This window comes from Rossellomorea arthrocnemi (assembly GCF_904424705.1).
Classification (GTDB): Bacteria; Bacillota; Bacilli; order Bacillales; family Bacillaceae_B; genus Rossellomorea; species Rossellomorea arthrocnemi.
In genome coordinates this window covers 492,220-510,420 of sequence record NZ_CAJGBF010000001.1, presented here as the reverse complement: position 1 = coordinate 510,420, position 18,201 = coordinate 492,220, and the positions used below count along the sequence as shown (strand labels likewise).

At 40.8% G+C, this 18,201-nt stretch carries 15 protein-coding genes; 9 read left to right on the top strand and 6 right to left on the bottom strand.

Features of this window, described 5'->3' with window-relative positions; genetic code table 11:
- Positions 1-37 precede the first annotated feature (37 nt).
- From BAA9072_RS02585 to BAA9072_RS02575, 3 genes are all read left to right on the top strand, one after another.
- Positions 38-745, top strand: coding sequence for a DNA alkylation repair protein (locus BAA9072_RS02585; protein ID WP_201713104.1), 708 nt, complete (start codon positions 38-40; stop codon positions 743-745).
- Positions 746-1,343: 598 nt separating this feature from the next.
- The gene (locus tag BAA9072_RS02580) at positions 1,344-5,603 is read left to right on the top strand and encodes a S8 family serine peptidase (RefSeq protein WP_201713103.1); all 4,260 of its coding nucleotides are present in this window, start codon (positions 1,344-1,346) and stop codon (positions 5,601-5,603) included.
- 280 nt (positions 5,604-5,883) lie between these two features.
- Complete coding sequence (locus BAA9072_RS02575) at positions 5,884-7,119, top strand: helix-turn-helix domain-containing protein (RefSeq protein ID WP_201713102.1); 1,236 nt, start codon at positions 5,884-5,886, stop codon at positions 7,117-7,119.
- Positions 7,120-7,324: 205 nt separating this feature from the next.
- On the opposite strand, the gene BAA9072_RS02570 is transcribed toward BAA9072_RS02575, so the two are convergent.
- On the bottom strand, positions 7,325-7,681 hold the full coding sequence (locus BAA9072_RS02570) for an SH3 domain-containing protein (protein ID WP_201713101.1): 357 nt from the start codon (positions 7,679-7,681) through the stop codon (positions 7,325-7,327).
- A 42-nt stretch (positions 7,682-7,723) separates the two neighbouring features.
- Positions 7,724-8,500, bottom strand: coding sequence for a M23 family metallopeptidase (locus tag BAA9072_RS02565; protein ID WP_230980728.1), 777 nt, complete (start codon positions 8,498-8,500; stop codon positions 7,724-7,726).
- A 667-nt stretch (positions 8,501-9,167) separates the two neighbouring features.
- Here BAA9072_RS02565 and BAA9072_RS02560 point away from each other — a divergent pair.
- The gene (locus tag BAA9072_RS02560) at positions 9,168-9,677 is read left to right on the top strand and encodes a MepB family protein (RefSeq protein ID WP_201713100.1); all 510 of its coding nucleotides are present in this window, start codon (positions 9,168-9,170) and stop codon (positions 9,675-9,677) included.
- 170 nt (positions 9,678-9,847) lie between these two features.
- On the opposite strand, the gene BAA9072_RS02555 is transcribed toward BAA9072_RS02560, so the two are convergent.
- Entirely contained in the window at positions 9,848-10,201 is a 354-nt protein-coding gene (locus BAA9072_RS02555; protein ID WP_330999256.1) for a winged helix-turn-helix transcriptional regulator, read from the bottom strand.
- Positions 10,202-10,315: 114 nt separating this feature from the next.
- Here BAA9072_RS02555 and BAA9072_RS02550 point away from each other — a divergent pair, with 114 nt between their 5' ends.
- Positions 10,316-11,110, top strand: coding sequence for an alpha/beta fold hydrolase (locus BAA9072_RS02550; protein ID WP_201713099.1), 795 nt, complete (start codon positions 10,316-10,318; stop codon positions 11,108-11,110).
- Between the two features lie 52 nt (positions 11,111-11,162).
- Complete coding sequence (locus BAA9072_RS02545) at positions 11,163-11,825, top strand: NAD(P)H-dependent oxidoreductase (protein WP_201713098.1); 663 nt, start codon at positions 11,163-11,165, stop codon at positions 11,823-11,825.
- A gap of 294 nt (positions 11,826-12,119) precedes the next feature.
- Here the strand turns inward: BAA9072_RS02545 and BAA9072_RS02540 are convergent, their stop codons facing one another.
- On the bottom strand, positions 12,120-12,953 hold the full coding sequence (locus BAA9072_RS02540; RefSeq protein WP_201713097.1) for a YitT family protein: 834 nt from the start codon (positions 12,951-12,953) through the stop codon (positions 12,120-12,122).
- Positions 12,954-13,112: 159 nt separating this feature from the next.
- Here BAA9072_RS02540 and BAA9072_RS02535 point away from each other — a divergent pair, with 159 nt between their 5' ends.
- From BAA9072_RS02535 to BAA9072_RS02525, 3 genes are all read left to right on the top strand, one after another.
- Positions 13,113-13,598: an RNA polymerase sigma factor gene (locus BAA9072_RS02535; RefSeq protein WP_201713096.1), complete on the top strand. Its 486-nt coding sequence runs from the start codon at positions 13,113-13,115 to the stop codon at positions 13,596-13,598.
- Positions 13,595-14,278 (top strand): zf-HC2 domain-containing protein, encoded by a 684-nt coding sequence (locus tag BAA9072_RS02530; RefSeq protein WP_201713095.1) that lies wholly within the window; start codon positions 13,595-13,597, stop codon positions 14,276-14,278. Before BAA9072_RS02535 ends, BAA9072_RS02530 begins: the two co-directional genes overlap by 4 nt.
- Before the next feature lie 126 nt (positions 14,279-14,404).
- Positions 14,405-14,824 (top strand): RidA family protein, encoded by a 420-nt coding sequence (locus BAA9072_RS02525; RefSeq protein WP_201713094.1) that lies wholly within the window; start codon positions 14,405-14,407, stop codon positions 14,822-14,824.
- Positions 14,825-15,248: 424 nt separating this feature from the next.
- Here the strand turns inward: BAA9072_RS02525 and BAA9072_RS02520 are convergent, their stop codons facing one another.
- Complete coding sequence (locus BAA9072_RS02520) at positions 15,249-16,865, bottom strand: glycoside hydrolase family 43 protein (protein ID WP_201713093.1); 1,617 nt, start codon at positions 16,863-16,865, stop codon at positions 15,249-15,251.
- Positions 16,866-16,896: 31 nt separating this feature from the next.
- Positions 16,897-18,081 carry an ROK family transcriptional regulator gene (locus BAA9072_RS02515; RefSeq protein WP_201713092.1) on the bottom strand — a complete coding sequence of 395 codons (1,185 nt, stop codon included), beginning with the start codon at positions 18,079-18,081 and terminating at the stop codon, positions 16,897-16,899.
- Between the last annotated feature and the right edge of the window lie 120 nt (positions 18,082-18,201).

The window sequence follows — 18,201 nt, the reverse complement described above, 5'->3', positions numbered from 1 at the left end:
AAGAGGGTCAACCTATTATTAAAAGGAAGTGAATAACATGGATCAACAAACCGTCATGCAGGAACTTGAAGCACTCGGCAAGGAACGAATGAAGAAAATGTACATATCCAATGGTGCTCATGAACCGGTGTTTGGTGTCGCAACAGGTGCGATGAAGCCAATCGTCAAGAAAATCAAGAAGGACCAGGTCCTCGCTGAGGAGCTATACGCAACAGGCAATTACGATGCCATGTACTTTGCTGGCATCATTGCTGATCCGAAAGCGATGACAGAGTCTGACTTTGATCGCTGGATTGAAGGGGCATATTTTTACATGCTGTCCGATTATGTGGTGGCCGTTACGTTGGCAGAAGCCGATATCGCTCAGGACGTGGCAGACAAGTGGATCGCAAGCGGTGATGAGCTGAAAATGTCCGCCGGGTGGAGCTGCTACTGCTGGCTCCTGGGAAACCGTAAGGACGAAGAATTTTCAGAAACGAAGCTTCGAGGGATGCTTGACCAAGTGAAAGAAACCATCCACGACTCGCCGGAACGGACGAAATCCGCGATGAGTCAATTCGTCACGACTGTTGGGGTTTCCTATGTACCTCTTCATGAAACGGCTCTTCAGACGGCAGAAGAGATCGGACCAGTTGAAATGGTACGTGAAGGGAAAAAGAACAGTGTCCTGAAGGCGGCCGATGATATTCGGAAGCAAGTCGAGAGAGGAAAGATCGGGTTTAAGCGGAAGTATGTGAGGTGTTAACAGGGAGACGGTTGCTGCTAAGGAAGATTATGATGTAACGGGGAAACCAGACAGTTTTTCCTAACGACTAAACTAAAGTAATGCCCTAAGAAATAAGATAAGACTGGGACAAACGTATTTTAGTCAAAGTAAAACCCGAACTTACAATGAATTCAAGAATTCATTGTAAGTTCGGTTTTTTAGTTTGCTCCAGTAAAGTGAAGCCTTCCACGAAAATCATAAACGCCTTCACTGAAATGTTCGTCTTAAGGTTGTGGTCCTTATATTTAGTCCCAGCCACATCTTACGAAACCTATTCAATCATCCATACATTCCTACCTTACATTACCCCAAATGACTAATATGAATAACAGGCCTTTTATACTATATAAATCGATCCTTTGTGGTTATATAGAACCGAAACAAATGGGTGGGTTCGTACGTTTTGTACCTGGAAAACCCCGATTTACAGTGTTTTAGGCATCATGCTAACATTCAGAATGAATAGTTAGATTATTCTAAAAAAGTTAGCCGTGGAAAGGGATTGGTCATTATTCACTAGTTGCACTTTTGTCATTTTGAAAATGAAAAAACAAGAGGTTAAAGGGGGAAAATGTAAGTGAAGTCTACTTTAAAGGGATTGGCGTTAGCTACTTTAAGTGCAAGTTTATTACTTACTCCAATAAGTTCGATGGCAATGGGATTAGATTATTTGAAAAAGGCGCCAAATGATAAAACCGGGATATCTAATATTGAAGGTGCATTAAAGCATCTAACAGATCAGCAAAGGATGGAGAATAACCTAGTCACGGATGTAACGAGCAAGTTACATATTACGTCGGAGGTTAATCTAAATAATGAAGAAAATATAGATATCATCGTTCAGTTTTCAGTAGAACCAGTCGAAATTCAAATGAAACAAGGGAAATCTAAAAGTAAAGGAATTGGATTGCCAGAAGCGAAGGCTAAAGTAGATCAATCTCATCAAGATTTTAAAGAAAAAATTGGCAAGATGGGCAAATCAGGTAAAGCAAAATCGGCTAATGAAAATATCACGATAAAAGATGAATACAAACATGCCTTTAATGGTGTAGCTATGACATTACCAGCAAAAGAGGTAATGGAACTAATTGAGTTCTCAGAAGTGAAGGGTGTATGGTTGAATGAAAAAATCCAAGTGGAGCAGCCAAAAGTGGTACAGTCGGCAGTTGAAGAAGATCGCTCTGTATCGACTATGATGAAGGATAGCATTCCTTTCTTAGAAGTTGATACTCTTCATGATGAAGGAATCACAGGTAAAGGAATAAAGGTTGGTGTGTTAGATACAGGTATAGATTATCATCACCCGGATTTAAAAGCTGTCTATAAAGGGGGGTATGACTTTGTAGATAATGATGCTGACCCGATGGAAACGACCTATGAAGATTGGTCAAAGCTAGACCCTAATGATTGGCCAGAAACCTGGAATGGTAGTTCGTATTGGACATCACACGGAACCCATGTATCAGGCATTATTGCGGGACAAGCTCAATCCGATTCAGAACTTGCCATTACAGGTGTAGCGAATGGAGTGGAATTATATGGATATCGTGTGTTAGGACCATATGGCTCGGGGGATACGAGTGGAATATTAAGTGGTATTGATAGGGCAGTGGCAGACGGTATGGATGTCATTAATTTATCACTGGGAGCGGGTATTAATGATCCTTTATATCCAACATCCACCGCCTTAAATAACGCAATGGAGGCAGGGACAGTAGCACTTGTAGCTGCAGGTAATACAGGTCCCGAGCCTTATACCCTGGGCTCTCCCGGAGCATCGGCATTAGCCATAACAGTAGGGGCGAGTGATGTTCCTGTTACGATTCCTACTATGTCAGGCGAGAGTGAAGGGAACACATATAATATGAGATTACTAGCGAAGCATTTTGACGACCGACTAGCTGAATTACAAAATACATCACTTTCTCTGGTGGATGCTGGTTTAGGACATACTGAAGATTTTGAAGGGAAAGATCTTAAGGGGAAAGCAGTGCTGATTGAACGCGGTACAATTGCATTTAATGAAAAAATTGCAAATGCTAAGAAGGCTGGAGCAAGTGCAGTCATTATTTGGAATGATGTGGATGGAGTGATTCCTCATTATTTAGGGGAAGGAATTGACTATATTCCTACCTTCACACTGACTCAAGAGGAAGGTCAAAGACTTCAAGATGGTTTAGCAGAAGGCACCCTGTTTAATTTTAAAGACATAGGTGAAGTGAAAACGGATGGAGATAATCTAGCAGACTTCAGCTCACGCGGTCCATCATTAAAAACATATGATATTAAACCTGAAATCACAGCCCCGGGTGTAAGCATTCTTTCAACAGTTCCTTATTACATTAATAGCAAGGAAGAGGCTGATTATAACTATGCTTATGAGAGAATGTCAGGTACTTCCATGGCCACACCTTTTGCTGCCGGGGTCGCTGCCCTTATCTTACAACAACATCCGGATTATACACCATTTGATGTAAAAACGGCATTAATGAACTCTGCAGACGATTTACGGGAAGATTATAGCGTATTCCAAGTTGGTGCTGGCAGGGTTGATCCATATCATGCTGTTCATTCAGAAGTGAAATTTCAAGTAATGGATACAACACCTTCTGCAGATCAAAACTTTAATCGAACGATTGTTGATGATATTACTGGTGCCATTTCATTTGGTTATCACGCCAAAGAAAAAGATGGACCAACGCTTGATAGCAGAAAAGTAGAAATACAAAATGATAGTAATCAAAAGAAAGATTTTCACGTTAGTGTAGAACTATTATCTTCTGATATTTCAGGTGCAAATGATGCAGATGCAAATGGCGTTACCATTAAAGCAGAAGACACAGTATCTGTAGAAGCAAACAGTAAAGTTGAGTTTTCTCCGAGTATAGAGATACCATCCGAAGCTAAATCAGGCACATATGAAGGGTATATTCATTTTACTAACAAGAATGTTAACGATGAACAATATCAAATTCCTTTCTCTATTATCGTAGCTGAAAGAGGACTTGACTATTCAGTAGATAGACCAGCATTCGCTACAGATACAAGTAAATTTCATCCGTATTTGCAAGTACCTGCTACCTTTATATATATGACATTAAGAAGTCCAATGGATACAATGGATTTAGTGGTGAAAGATGGAAATACAGGTGAATATATCGGATATCTTGGCTCCTTCAATCCTGAGAGCATCAATGACCTGTTAGGAATGGAATTATTAGTACCTTTTGTATTTACAAGTGGAGCATACTACCCATTCACAGGGGATTCGGAAAACCCGATAAGTGATACACCAGTTCAAGCAAGGGATGGCGCTTATGAGCTGGAAATCGTTGCAACAGATGCAAACGGTGACACGTTTCGCCCATCTGATTATGTATTTATTGATAACGAAGCACCAGAAGTGACAATGGAACAAAAGCCTGGTGTGTATGAAATTGAGTATAACCAAAATGATGAACAAGGAGTCACTTGGTTCAATGGAAAGGCATACGATTCAAACATTGATTTGATGAAAGAAAAAGGATTAACAAAAGTTAGGGATAATTTTGAGGGGATTTTAAAACCTGTTGATCAAGGATTAAATACGATCGTTGGATATGATTTGACTAAAGATTTTGGCTTTCCGACGCACTTCTTTACACCTGAAGCAGACGGAAGTTTCAAGTTTGGAGTTACTCCGGAAGAAGTAGCCGATGGCCAGTATGTAGAGTTTCAGTTGTATGGTTTTGACCAAGCGACTGCAGGAGACATGAATTTTGGGATGAATCACTACTACTTTATAGGTAAAGGCGAACAATATGCAGAACATGAAGTAGATAAACATAAGCTTTATTTAAATGATGAAGTCACCGTAACGCTAACCATGAATAACGTGAAAGATTTAACAGGCGGAGAATTTAATCTAGCATACATGAAACAATATTTTGAGTTTGTTGGTGCGAAAGCAACTCCACAATTTGAGAAATTTGCAAGTGATCATCATGCACAGGCGAAGGTTGAAACGGGCGAGATCATTGAAGATTTATGGGAGAACACACTTCCCGTCAGCGCTTCTTTAGATGGAGAAGTTACGAATGGGATTGCTGGTGACATGCCGATTGCCGAAGTTACGTTTAAAGTCATAAATGATGAATCATTTGGATATGCCAATGGGATCCGTTCGAATGGCCAGGCTAAATACTTTAAGCTAGGTGAAACCGAAGCTGTTGAAGTCCCGGATTTCAAAGATTCTGAACCGATTGAAATCGTTCCAAGACATTCTATGATATGGGGTTATATTGGCCCTGAGGCATTTCTTCATGAAGAAGGATGGGTAAATCAGGAGCTGGATGATAAGGGTATTAAGTTTAAAGCCATCGCTCCAGATGGAAAAGAATACAAAGGGGAGCTTGACAATACCGGGGGAATATCTCAATTTGTTATTCATGGCATACCTGCTTCTCTAGAAGAGTATGAAGTCGTTGTGAGTATACCGGGGCACTTCGAATCCCGGACAAAAGTTGAAGTAGGGATAGAAGAAGGTGGGGAAATATTAGGAGTGAAAGAGCGGGTTTTCCCTGGTCTCCAGTTAGCTGGAGATGTCGATGGAGATAATATAATTGACATTAGTGATGCCATTATTTCAGTTTTCTCTTATGGAAAAGAAGGCGTAGGGGTAAATAAAGGCGACATAAATCAAGATGGGAAAGTGGATGAAACGGATCTTCGTTTCATTGAAAAGAATTTCTTAGAAAAAGGAACAGGTGCTAAAAAGAACAAAAAGCCAAAAGAAAAGCATGGAAAAGTTACGTTGGAGAAATTATTCCATTCAATTGGATTGGAATTGAAACAATAGTAAATTATAAATGCCTGAGAAAACATCTCAATAGCCCTGTTTCAAAAGACTAATTATTGGAAGGAATACAAGAGTATAAATCAAAATTTTCACCTCCCTTTTTCCCACCATTGAATAAGGGAGGTTTTCTTTCTCATTTTCCATTTGAAACATATGAATCAGCTCCCTTGTATGGGGAGTGATAATAGAAAAGTGTATAATGGTTACTATATTGGCAATGATACTTTCCTTTATTACAAAAGTGAATAAATGGTCTTAAAGGCAGAATGGGAGGGCTCGGATGATTGAGGGGAATATTATAAAGTTTTATCGTGAAAAAGCGAATTTAACACAAAAAGAGTTAGGCAGCGGTATTTGTTCTGTAACTCATTTAAGTAAAATTGAACGAGGGTTAACAGAGTATTCCTCTGAAACAATCCTCCACATTGCCAATCGTTTAGGGATAGATTTGGAGAAGGAGCTGGAGAAGCTTTGCGACATCAAAGAGCTTCTTGATCGCTGGCATGAAGTGATGATTAAAGAGGGACTCCCAGAAGTGGAAGTTATCAAAATAGAACTGGATCATTCGCCTTTACTGCACATTTCCACCTATAAACACTTCTATCGATTGCTCCAGATAAGATATGAACTCATTCATTATAACCTTGACAGAGCACATGAGATCATAAAGGATATCCGGAAAATCGAATTTCATTTATCTGATTACGAGAGGAACTTGTTTAAACAAATAGTAGGAATGTACTACATATCGAATAGTGATTATGTTAAAGCAATCGATACGTTAAAAACAATCAAACAAAATGAATACAATAATCCAGAACATTATTATCATCTTGCCGTTGCTTATCATAATCTGAACTCTCAAATTATGTGCTACCATTATGCAGAAAAAGCATTGAACTTTTTTAAGAAAAGTAACAATTTCCTTAAAGTAATCGATACCGAAATGCTTATGTTAATTCAACTTCAATATGATCAGCACCATGATTTTAAACGCACGGTCAAACAATATGAAGCGTTAATTGAAAGCTGTGTTACGTGTAACGCAATAAGAAGAAAATCGAAGCTGTTACATAATTTAGCGTTCCTCTATTATGTTAGGAAGAATTATAAAAAGGCAAGCGAGCTTTATAAAGAATCATGCAGCATAAAAAATAAGAAGTCGAGGGAATACTTATTGTCTTTTGAAGGATATATCCGCTGCTCCTTTGAAGCAGATCTAGTATCAAAGGCCAAATTATTACAGTTGACCAATGAGGGATTACGCATCGCTACGGAAACGCACCAGGAATTATTTATGATCCTGTTCAATCTTTTATTGGATTTAATCAATGGAAGACAAGATCAGTATTATCATTATTTATATACAGAAGGTCTGCCCTACTATAGAAAGTATGGATTTGTCTATTTAGTTCAACGCTCAGAGAAAGAATTATTTCATTATTTTTATAAGAAGAATGAAGTAGAGAAGGCGTTGGAAATGGCCTATCTTTCATTTAATGAGGATGAAGGTTGAATCCAGTTTGATTTTGAAATATATGGTATATATGTAGAAGATGGAAAACTCATAGTTATTAAATAAAATTCTTTTGGTTCCATAAAAGATGAATAAAGCTGAAGATTAAGTAACGATCTTCAGCTTTATTTATATTCGGTAAATGGAACTTATCGTAATAAGTTAATTGATTTAAATAGGCGAGAGGAGGATGATGTATTTTTAGCTAGTTGCATTGGGTACCAACCGGTCCGTCTGACCCTGTGTAGAGGTATGTGTCAGAGATATACCCAATATTCACAACTCCCCGTGAATCTTTCCATTGGATTTGATCCCAAATATTACTGGTTCCATACTTCCCTGTCACAGTTGTACCATAAGAGTAACAATAGTAAGGTACCCTCGATCCACTAGGGATGGAAAGCATAATGGGATAATTTGTACCTGGACCGCTACGCATATTTAGCGGCATCCCACTGTTAGTAGATAGTGTGTAATATTGAACTGCTAATGCATTACTAGAAAAAAAGAACAATGATGCTATCACAATGGATAGAATTCCACGCTTTTTTAGTTTACTCATTTTAATCCCTCTTTCTACAGAAAATCCTTTATTTTATGTGTTTTAATTGCAGGTAGGGGCTACTTGTCCATCAGATCCCGTAAAGACATACGTATCGGAAATATACCCTTCTCCGATGAAACTCCATAGATTACTGGTGCCATATTTACCCGTAACGGTTTCTCCACGTTTCTGACAAGTGATGGTTACATTTTGTCCATCCGCAACTGAGCCTACAACTCCATAATTAGTGCCAGGTCCTGAGCGGACATTTAGTGAAATCCCTGAATCCGTATGTACAGTTCCGGTTACACCCTCAGAAGAACAAGAGTTTTTACTTGTATAGTTCTTAGCACCATAGTAGGCAATCTGAGCACCATTAAATGAAATTTTTTGGGCTGAACCATTATACCGTTGTTCAAAATGAAGATGCGCCCCTGTGACATTCCCTGTTTCACCAACTGTTCCAATCTTCTGGCCTTGAGAGACGCTTTGACCATTAGATACACTGAAAGAATTCAAGTGAGCATATAATGTTGACCATCCATTCCCATGATCAATCACAATATACTTCCCATAACTTGAACTTCCGAGATCCCTGACAGTAACGACCGAACCTGATGCAGAGGAGACGACTGTATCTCCATGATCATTGGACCGGTTGAAGTCAACTGAATTTAATGGATTATGGTTCGTTCGTGTTTGACCTTCCCATACTTGTCCACAAGGGAAAGGCATTTGAAAAGAAGGTGAAGCGGCGGATACTTGGCTCGTACTAAAAAGTCCTGATCCTACAAAAAGAATGGCAACGATAAGTACCTTAAAACTATTTAACTTCATCTCTATCTTCCTCCTGAATTTTAATAAAATATATTCGACTTCTTTCATAGCACCCATTTATTCATGTACCACCTCCTTTTTCATAATGCTAACATATAAGTAAAAATTTTCTATTGGTTATTCCTATAATTATATTAGGAAATGCTACTCACTCACTCCTCTTATGTTTTATATAAAGTATTTAATAAGTGGGTACTACAGTATTAATTCCTGAATATATAGATGAAGGGTCCTTCCGATAGGATTTGTGCTTATTTAGCATGAAAGGGAGATCTTGTTGAAGAGCAGCAGGGTATTCCGTGGTTGTTTAAATTAGCGATACATTTGTTGAAGACGAACTATTTATAGCAATCTTTTACTTCTGAATATCAGTACATATGTTCTGTTTTTGTGTTATGCTTTTTAGGGCAGGATAAAACATTTCTTTGTATTGGAGATTCTTGTTCATTCAAAGACAAGACTTTCCAAAAAGTATTATCCATTTTCATGAATAAAGGACGTGATAGATTTCTCTGAATCGCCCATGTTTTTTGAATAACGAACCTAATAGTTACATAGTTCTGAAGTTCTTTAATGTTTGGTGAAATTTCACTGACGTATCTTAATACATTTGTCCATCTTTAATAGGGAGAAATCGTATATTAGCAGAAAGACTAGGAGTGAAGATATGAACCAGTTTTTTAAAGCGTTAGCTCACGTAAACAAAATAGTATATGAACCTAATCAATTAACTTTAAAATCGATTCAAGAAGAAAAACAAAATTTAAATTACGGAGCTGGTACATTTCAATTAGCTTCTCGTTCAGTCCGATTTAGAGTAGCAAAAAAAACACCTAATAAGGCAGGGCAGTTTGTTGCTTTTTGGGAAAAAGACAAAAATGATACAAATCAACCTTTTACATATGAAAAGGCACCCAATTTATTGGTTATTAATGCCTTTTTGAGCAATGATCAATGGGGGCAATTTATTTTCCCGAAAGACATTCTTTCCAAACACGACATTCTTAAAACGAGTACTACAAAAGGGAAAATGGCCATTAGAGTTTACCCTGACTGGGATATTCCTACCAGTAAACAAGCGAAAGAAACTCAAAAATGGCAGTTACCGTATTTTGTTGATTTGAGTGATACGAATAAATTGCCCATGATAAAAATCTTAGAACTGTATTCGCAGTAAATCACTAGAATTAAATTAAAATAAGTATGATCATCAAATGGTTCATGCTAAAATCAAAACACTAAAAAACGTCTTAATGATGAAAAACGCCAAGGTTCCTTCTAAAAAGGGATCCTTGGCATTTTTAACTATATAGGGTGTTATTTCAAGCAGTCCTTCCATTCTTCTCTTCATTCTTCTGTCGCAATGGACCCGAAATTCATGCCCCACTCCTGCAAGTATTGGACAACTGGTCTCAACCCTTCACCAAGGTGGGTTAACTCGTATTCAACTTTGGGTGGTATAACGGGAAATACCTCTCTATGAACAATTCCCGCTTCCTCCAGTTCCCGCAATTGTTCTGCGAGCATTTTATGGGTAATTCCGCCGATGTCTCGATGAAGCTCTCCATATCGCTTTTTTCCTTCAAGAAGTTGGCAAATAATCGTGGTTTTCCATTTTCCTGAAAATATAGAGACCGAGAGTTCTATGGGGCATTGAAATTGTTTTCCGTTTATTTCATACATTTCCGGAGATACCGTCATGACCAATACTTCCTTTCTAGTAAGTATTAAACGAAAAAGTGCGTACTTACTTTTAACCAGTTTATTAGGTAACATTTGGTTTGTAAAATAAAAAAATGTTTCTAGGAGGTTTACATGGATAAATGTGTGAGGGTAGGTAATGTAGATGTGGCTTATTCCGTTGATGGGGAAGGACCGGGGTTGCTGCTGGTTCATGGGACAGGTGGCACATATGAGAATACGTGGGGAGATATGATCAAGTCCCTTTCAGGACATTATAAAATAATTTCTCCCAATTACCACTGTTCCAATGACACAAAGGATCAAACGGGAAAATTACAAATGGATGATTTGATTGAACAGCATATACAAGCGGTTCAGCAAGAAGGTATCGGGAAATTCCATATTGTCGGCTATTCTCTTGGGGCAGAGATTGCTGCAGCAATAGCCTCTAAATATCCGGACAGGGTGGAATCAGTCACACTGATAGCCGGATGGGTAGAAAGCAATTTATCCTCAACCTTTCAATTTGACCTATGGCAAAAACTTTATCATTTGGATCGTACACTGTTTGCACAATTTTTGATTCATACCGGATTTAGTCCTGATTTTTATGATCGATTTAGCAGTATAGAGGAATTGCATCAAATGGCACACCAATTTGGAGGGGTTCTGTCCACGGGAACAGGTAACCACTCGGAACTTGATAAACGGATAAATATTCGTACCCTGCTTACCAGTATAACCGCACCAGTCTTAGTAATTGGTTTAACATATGATCGCATGGTCCCTGTTGAGCAAACGAAAGAACTTGCCACGTTAATTAAAGGGGCTCAATACAGGGAAATTGCCTCCGGGCATTTGGTTCCTTGGGAGAAAGGGGAAGCCCTCATAGAAGAAGTAACGTGTTTTCTTCAGTCAAACTCCTGATATTTGGCTATCTCAATTCAATCAAAATTAGAACAAAAGGAGTGAAGAGGACGTGCATAAAGAAGCCATATTGAATGCATTTAACTATAGACATGCATGTAAGGAATTTGATGCTACGCAAAAGATTGTTAAGGAAGACTTTGACTTAATTCTCGAAACGGCAAGATTATCCCCAAGTTCATTTGGATTCGAACCATGGAAATTTATCGTTTTACCACAATCACATATACGAGAAAAGTTGAGTCCGGTCACCTGGGGAGGGCAAAAACAGCTCAAAACAGCAAGCCATTTCGTCATCATATTGGCACGGACAAAAAATGATATGTCTGCTGATTCGGATTATGTCCAGGACATTATGCGCCATACTCACAAATTACCTGAAAATATCATCGAACAAAGAAGTTCTGCTTATGAGAAATTTCTTCATACTGACTTTAATATATTTCATAATGAAAGAGCTCTGTTTGAATGGTCCTGCAGACAAACATATCTTGCAGCCGGTAATATGATGACATCTGCCGCATTAATCGGTATCGACTCTTGTCCTATAGAAGGTTTCAATAAAGTTGAGGCAGAGAATATCCTCGTACAGGAAGGCTTTTTGAATAGGGATCACTTTGGTATAGCTTGTATGGTTGCCTTTGGTTATCGCTTAAATCAGCCACGGGAAAAAACGAGACAAACAATGGAAGAAATCGTTCAGTGGGTTCAATAATTTTGATGAATAATATTTGCCTAATAAAAAAACAGTCTTTTCACATTGATAAGACTGTTTTTTTTTATGCCCTATAACACTTAATAGAAGGCTTAATACATTTGGTGTGTTTAACATTAAGCTACATGAGAAAAGAGCTGATGTTATTCAAACCTGCATGCAGTCAGAACTGAAGTGATTTAGAGCATAGTTCACTATCTTCCGATGAAATTTAAGTGTAGGGGGACAAGTCTATCGCTGAGTTAGACCTGGTAAAGCTGGCCCTTGGCAACCCCAAGGGCCAGACACCATTAATTATGTCTTCGGAAACGTAAATCCTTCCCCAAACACATCTCTCACATCATGCACCACTACAAATGCTTTCTCATCAATCTGCTGGATCATCTTCTTTAAGAGGAACAGCTCCTGTTTATTGATGACCACATATAAAATGTCCTTGGATTCTTTTGAATAGTGACCTCTTGCGTTGATGACGGTGACCCCGCGGTCCATTTCGTCGCTCACTTTTTCAGCGATGGCGTCGGTCTGCCCGGAAATGATGGTGACGGCCTTTCGTGTATCGAAACCGTCAATCAAGTAATCCAGGATTTTCGTACTGATATAGATGGATATTCCTGTGTACATCGTATTTTCTACACCGATAACAAACGATGATCCGAGAACGACCACAATGTCGAACACGAACATCGTGGTACTGACAGCCCAGCCGAAATGCTGGTTGAGCATGCGGGCAATGATGGTGGATCCGCCCGTTGTTCCCCCTGAACGCAGGACCAGTCCGAGACCGACACCGATGAATACCCCGGCGAAGACGGTCCCGAGCATGATGTCGACAGAATGGCCCATGCCTTCTGTCAACTGAATAAAGAGGGAGGTAAAGAAAATGGCGAGTATCGTATACCATGTCACGCGTTTATTTAATACTTTATAACCAATTCCTAAGAGGATGCCGTTCATGACGAAGTTCGTGATACCCGGTGACCAATCCAGTACGTAATACAGTGTCATGGAGATCCCGGTCACGCCGCCTTCCCCAAGCTCATTCGGGATCGCAAACAAGTTCACTCCGAGTGCGAAGAATAAGGAACCGATAATGATCAGTGTCATTTCTTTCGTTGTTGCCTTCATATTTTCACTCCGTTCCGTTAGAATACTAGGATACTATAGCACACGGGGAAATCGTATGGGAAAAATTCTTGAGACCACGTACGATTTATATACATAACCATCACTTTTTTGTAACGAAATCACTTCAGCATAGTCTTACATAGGAAGGGAGGCAGGCGGGTGACAGAGTTTGAGAAGATATATGATCAATACTTCCGGGAAGTGTACGCGTTTGTACTGAACTTGAGCCGGGATGAAAAGCTGGCGGAAGAGATGACTCAGGAGACATTTTTCAAAGCATTGAAGAGCATGGACCAATTTAAAGGTCATTGCAAGATGAATGTGTGGCTTTGCCAGATTGCCAAGAACACCTACTTCACCTATCATTCCAAACAAAAACGGTATACTGCAGAAGAGATAGCGGATCCGCCCGGTGACACGGTCATCGAGACGCTGATTGAGAGGAAAGAGGAAGCATTCCGTGTACATAAAGTCCTTCATTCCTTACATGAACCATACAAAGAAGTGTTCACCCTGCGGATCTTCGGGGAGCTCTCCTTTAAGGAAATCAGTGGGCTTTTTGAAAAGACGGAAAGCTGGGCAAGAGTCACCTTTTACCGTGCCAAACAAAAAATACAGGACATGTTAAAGGAGGATGGAGGATGAGAGACGTTCCATGTCAAATCATTCATGATCTGCTTCCTCTTTATCACGACGAGGTATGCAGTGACGAGAGCAGGGAAATGGTAGAGGAGCATCTTGTTCATTGTGAACAGTGCCAATTGGAATTGGAGCGGATGAAGGCCGAGCTGCCTATTGCAGAAAAAAAAGGGATCGACCCAACCACGGATGACCGCCTCATCCAAAAGATCGCTGCCACGTGGAAAAAAGGAAGAAAGAAGTCGTTTATGAAAGGGGCCATCATTACAGCCCTATCCATCACCACCCTGATCCTTGTCTATGCCGGCTTATTCAATTGGGACATCATCAGTGTGGCTGCAGACAAGGCGGAGATCAGTGATATTAGTAAAACGGCAGATGGCAAGATCGTCTATTACCTGAACATAGACGACGGCTACAGCGTAAATACATTAAAGTATAGTATGGATGACAACGGGAATTTTTATATTACCGCGAAGCGTCCCGTCGTCAAGAAAGAAGCACAGCCACCGTATGCATTGGAAAAAGGTCACGATTTCATCGATGTCCCAAGCCAGGAACAGTCCCGTGGCCGGAAAATCAAGGCGATCTATTTCGGAACGCCAAAGAATAAGACGCTGATGTGGAAAAAGGGGATGGAATTGCCGGATGCGAGTGAGAGAGTAGAAAATCGCTTTGGGTTTTAAAAAGGGAAGTTCACATCGGGAAATGTTCATGTATCAGTGACCACGGGAACCATTCCCCTGGTAATTAGCAGGTGCAGCAATCAAGGGGATTTTTAACGATTTAGAAATCTATTAGGAGGGAAAAACATGAACAAAAAAATATCATTTATTCGCTCGAAGGATTTAGCTGATGTTGATTATGCATACGCTTCAAGAGTAACTGCTGATATGGATCTTCTTTTTTTGGCCGGATCTTGTCCTCTCAATCAAGACGGGGAAGTGCCTGATGTAAATGATTACGAATGCCAAGCCAAACTATGTGTGGAGAATATGAAGGAAGTACTGCAAGAAAGTGGTGCCTCCTTGAGTGACGTCGTCTATACCCGGGTCCTGGTAGCCTCCCATCATCAGTCAGATTTAGTAACAGCATGGAACGCCATAAGGAAAGAGTTCGGGGATCATGACGTCCCCAGTACGCTATCAGGAGTGACGGTATTGGGATACACGAATCAACTGGTGGAAATCGAAGCGATTGCAGCAGTAGAAAAACGTACACATATAAAGTAATTTGGTTTGTCAGGAGGGTACTTTATTAGATCAATCATAAGGTATAGACTTTACGTAGAAGTTCAAAGATTTTCGACAAGGGGCTCATATAATGAAATTCTGGCTCATATATCAGAATTCCGGCTTATATATGTAAAAGCCGGATCAAAAAAATGAAATGTGGCTCATAAAGAGTCCAAAGCGGCTCATATCTAAGTGAGAGAGAGTGCAACGAGAATTCGAACCCTCTTCAAGGTATCTCCAAGACCGTTTACTACTTAAAAGTGGAACAGTTTCATAGACTTTAAGCTTCATGTAACAGAACATTTATAGAAATCAGTCGCATAGTGCGAAGATTTAAATGTCTCTCCAACATAAAAACAGCCGGTTCTCGCCGGCTGTTTTTATGTTAGAGGTATTCATGAACAGCATTCGTGAATCAACGCTATTCTTTATGTCCTTCCTTATAAACAAAATAATCGAAATCAGCATGCAGCTTTTGTCCGGAAGTGTCCTGGCACTGCATTCCTACAAAGGCTCCTGTAAAGAAGCCGCCACCCTGGATGTAATCGTCTGATAGTTTGTGAGAATCCAGCTTAACAGGGATCGTGGTCCAGTTTTCTCCATCGAAGGAGTAGGAATATTCGTAGATGGCCGTGCTTACATTTACACGCAAGTAGACAGATTCGACGTCTTCCGGGATGACAATCGGGTCATCTTTCAGCGGACCGCTGAATGTGAAGTTGTCACAGACGGTCAGATCGAGAATCCGGCCGTGTTCTTCATGCCAGGTGATTTGCAGGGCAGACCAGTTTTGCGTATTGTAGTAGTTTACTAGACCGGCTGCCTGCTGGAAAGTGTCCGGGTTAAAGGCGACCTTGGTTTCGGCCGTGAAGTTGAAATGCTGCCAGCGCCTTGCGATATGGGCCTGTGTGAATTTAGAGGATAACGATTCTCTTCCATATAGACGCAGGTGTCCAGGGTTATCCTTTAATGAAACGATGTCTTCACCCAATGGGATGCGCAGGGATTGGAAATGAAGATTCAGAGAGTCGGTATTAAAGTCGTCCTTCTCCTGAACATCCCTTTCCCATGGAACTTCTTCCACAGCAGGTCCCTGGATTTCTACAGACGGCTGGTTGCCTCCTGTGACATAAGGCCAATCATGTTTCCATTCAAGTCGCTGGATCGCCGTTTCCCTTCCGAGTGGACAATAGCCGCGTGGGTCTAAGAGCGGTTTATTTTCCTGTGGCAGGGGTCGTCCTGTTAAATGAACAAGGAACCATTCATCCGTATGGGTGTGAACGATGGATGCGTGTCCGGCTTTTTGCAATGGGTTTCTTGGATACGGGAATGACGTGATCAATGGGTTGTCAGGATGCACTTCATATGGTCCCCAAAGATCCTTCGAGCGGGCGATGGTGGCCTGATGATCGTATTTCGTTCCGCCTTCCGCCGTGAGAAGGTAATAGTATCCGTTCATTTTATACAGGTGAGGTGCTTCTGTCAGCTTAATATCCGTTCCTTTGAAGATGATTTCCTTTTTGCCGATCAGCTTTCGTTCGCTTACACTGTATTCCTGCATGACGATGCCGTAGAAGTTATGATGGCCGAGGCGGTGATCCCAGAGCATATTGACGAGATACTTCCTGCCGTCTTCATCATGAAATAAGGACGGATCGAAGCCTGAGCTGTTTAAATGGATTGGTTCAGACCACTCGCCGTCAATGGTGTCGCAGGTAACGAGGTAATTGTGGCTGTCCTTCCACTGTCCTTCGACGACTTTCACATCGGTGTAGATCAGCCAGAAGCTGCCATCACGATAAGATAGGGCAGGGGCCCAGATTCCGCCTGAATCGGGGTTGCCCATCATGTTCAATTGACTGAGACGGTTCAGGGGACGGGACACGAGTCGCCAATTTTTTAAATCCTTTGAATGGTAGATACCGACTCCCGGGAACCATTCGAAGGTAGAAACGGCAATGTAATAATCTTCTCCTGCACGGCAAATACTCGGGTCAGGATTGAAGCCTGGTAAAATCGGGTTTTGAATCGTTGTCATTGTTCTGCACCTCTCCTACTAGAAAATAGTTTTACACTTCCTGAATATCGATGGTTAAGAAGTTTTCACTTGCATAAGCAGCCACGCCCAATGCAGTGGCATGAGTGGATAACTGTGAAAAATCGATGCTCAAATCTTTCTGATGCGTAAACAGAGTCTGACCTTGTTTCTTCTTTAATGGTTCTTCCAGCCATTTAGAGCACGATGCCAGGCGATTTCCGATGATGACTTGTTCAGGATTGAAGATATTGATGATGTTATTGATCCCAGTGCCCAGATATCCACCGATTTCTTCGAAAACACGAATGACATGTGCATCCCCGTTTTCAGCACGTTCAATTAAGCTTTCAAGAGAAAGCGTCTGGCCGTTTTCGGGGTGAATGCCGTGCTCTGTGGCAGAATGGACGAGTGCTTTTTCCGACGCATATAATTCCCAACAGCCCTGATTTCCGCACGGGCATTCCGGACCATCGACTTCAATGGTCATGTGGCCAAGTTCTCCGGAAAAGCCGTTATTTCCTTTATACAGCTGACCATTCAAGATAAGGCCGACCCCGATTCCGATCCCGACACTGACATAAATAATATTGTTGGAATCTTTACCCGCACCGAATTTCTTCTCCCCGTAGGCTCCGGCATTTGCTTCGTTCTCGATTTGAACGGGAACGGTATATTTGGCTTCCATTGTCAGTTTAAGGTTGATATTCTTCCAATTTAAATTGGGAGCGAGAAGAATTTCGCCTTCTGTGCTGACGGTTCCCGGCACACCGATTCCGATCCCCACCAATCCATAGGGGCTATCAGGCATGGACTCAATCAGGGAATCGACAATGGTAAACAGTTTATCTTTGATTTCTTCATACGTCAGGTCATGAAACTTAATCAGTTTTTCATTGCGGATGTTGCCCTGGAGGTCGGTCAGGATTCCAAGAATATAGTTCACACCAATGTCGACACCGATGGAGTAACCGGCTAAGTGGTTGAATAACAGCATGACGGGTCTTCTTCCGCCGCTTGAGACTCCGGGTCCGGACTCGAGGATCAGGTTTTCGTTAAGGAGCTCACTTACCTGGGAGGAGACCGTTCCTTTGTTCAGCCCTGTTTTATTGGCAATGTCTGCCCTTGAGATAGGGGTGAATTCCTGAATGGTTTGTAAAACTAAGGACTTGTTGCCTTTTTTGACAACATGCTGATTGTAGGTTTGTGACATTTTCATTTGGAAGCTCCAATCTTTCTCTATTTTTCCTTTAGTGTACCATTTTCTAATTCTATTATAAACTTAGTTTATCCACTAGACAAACATTGTTTTCGATGGTAATCTAAAATCAGTAACATA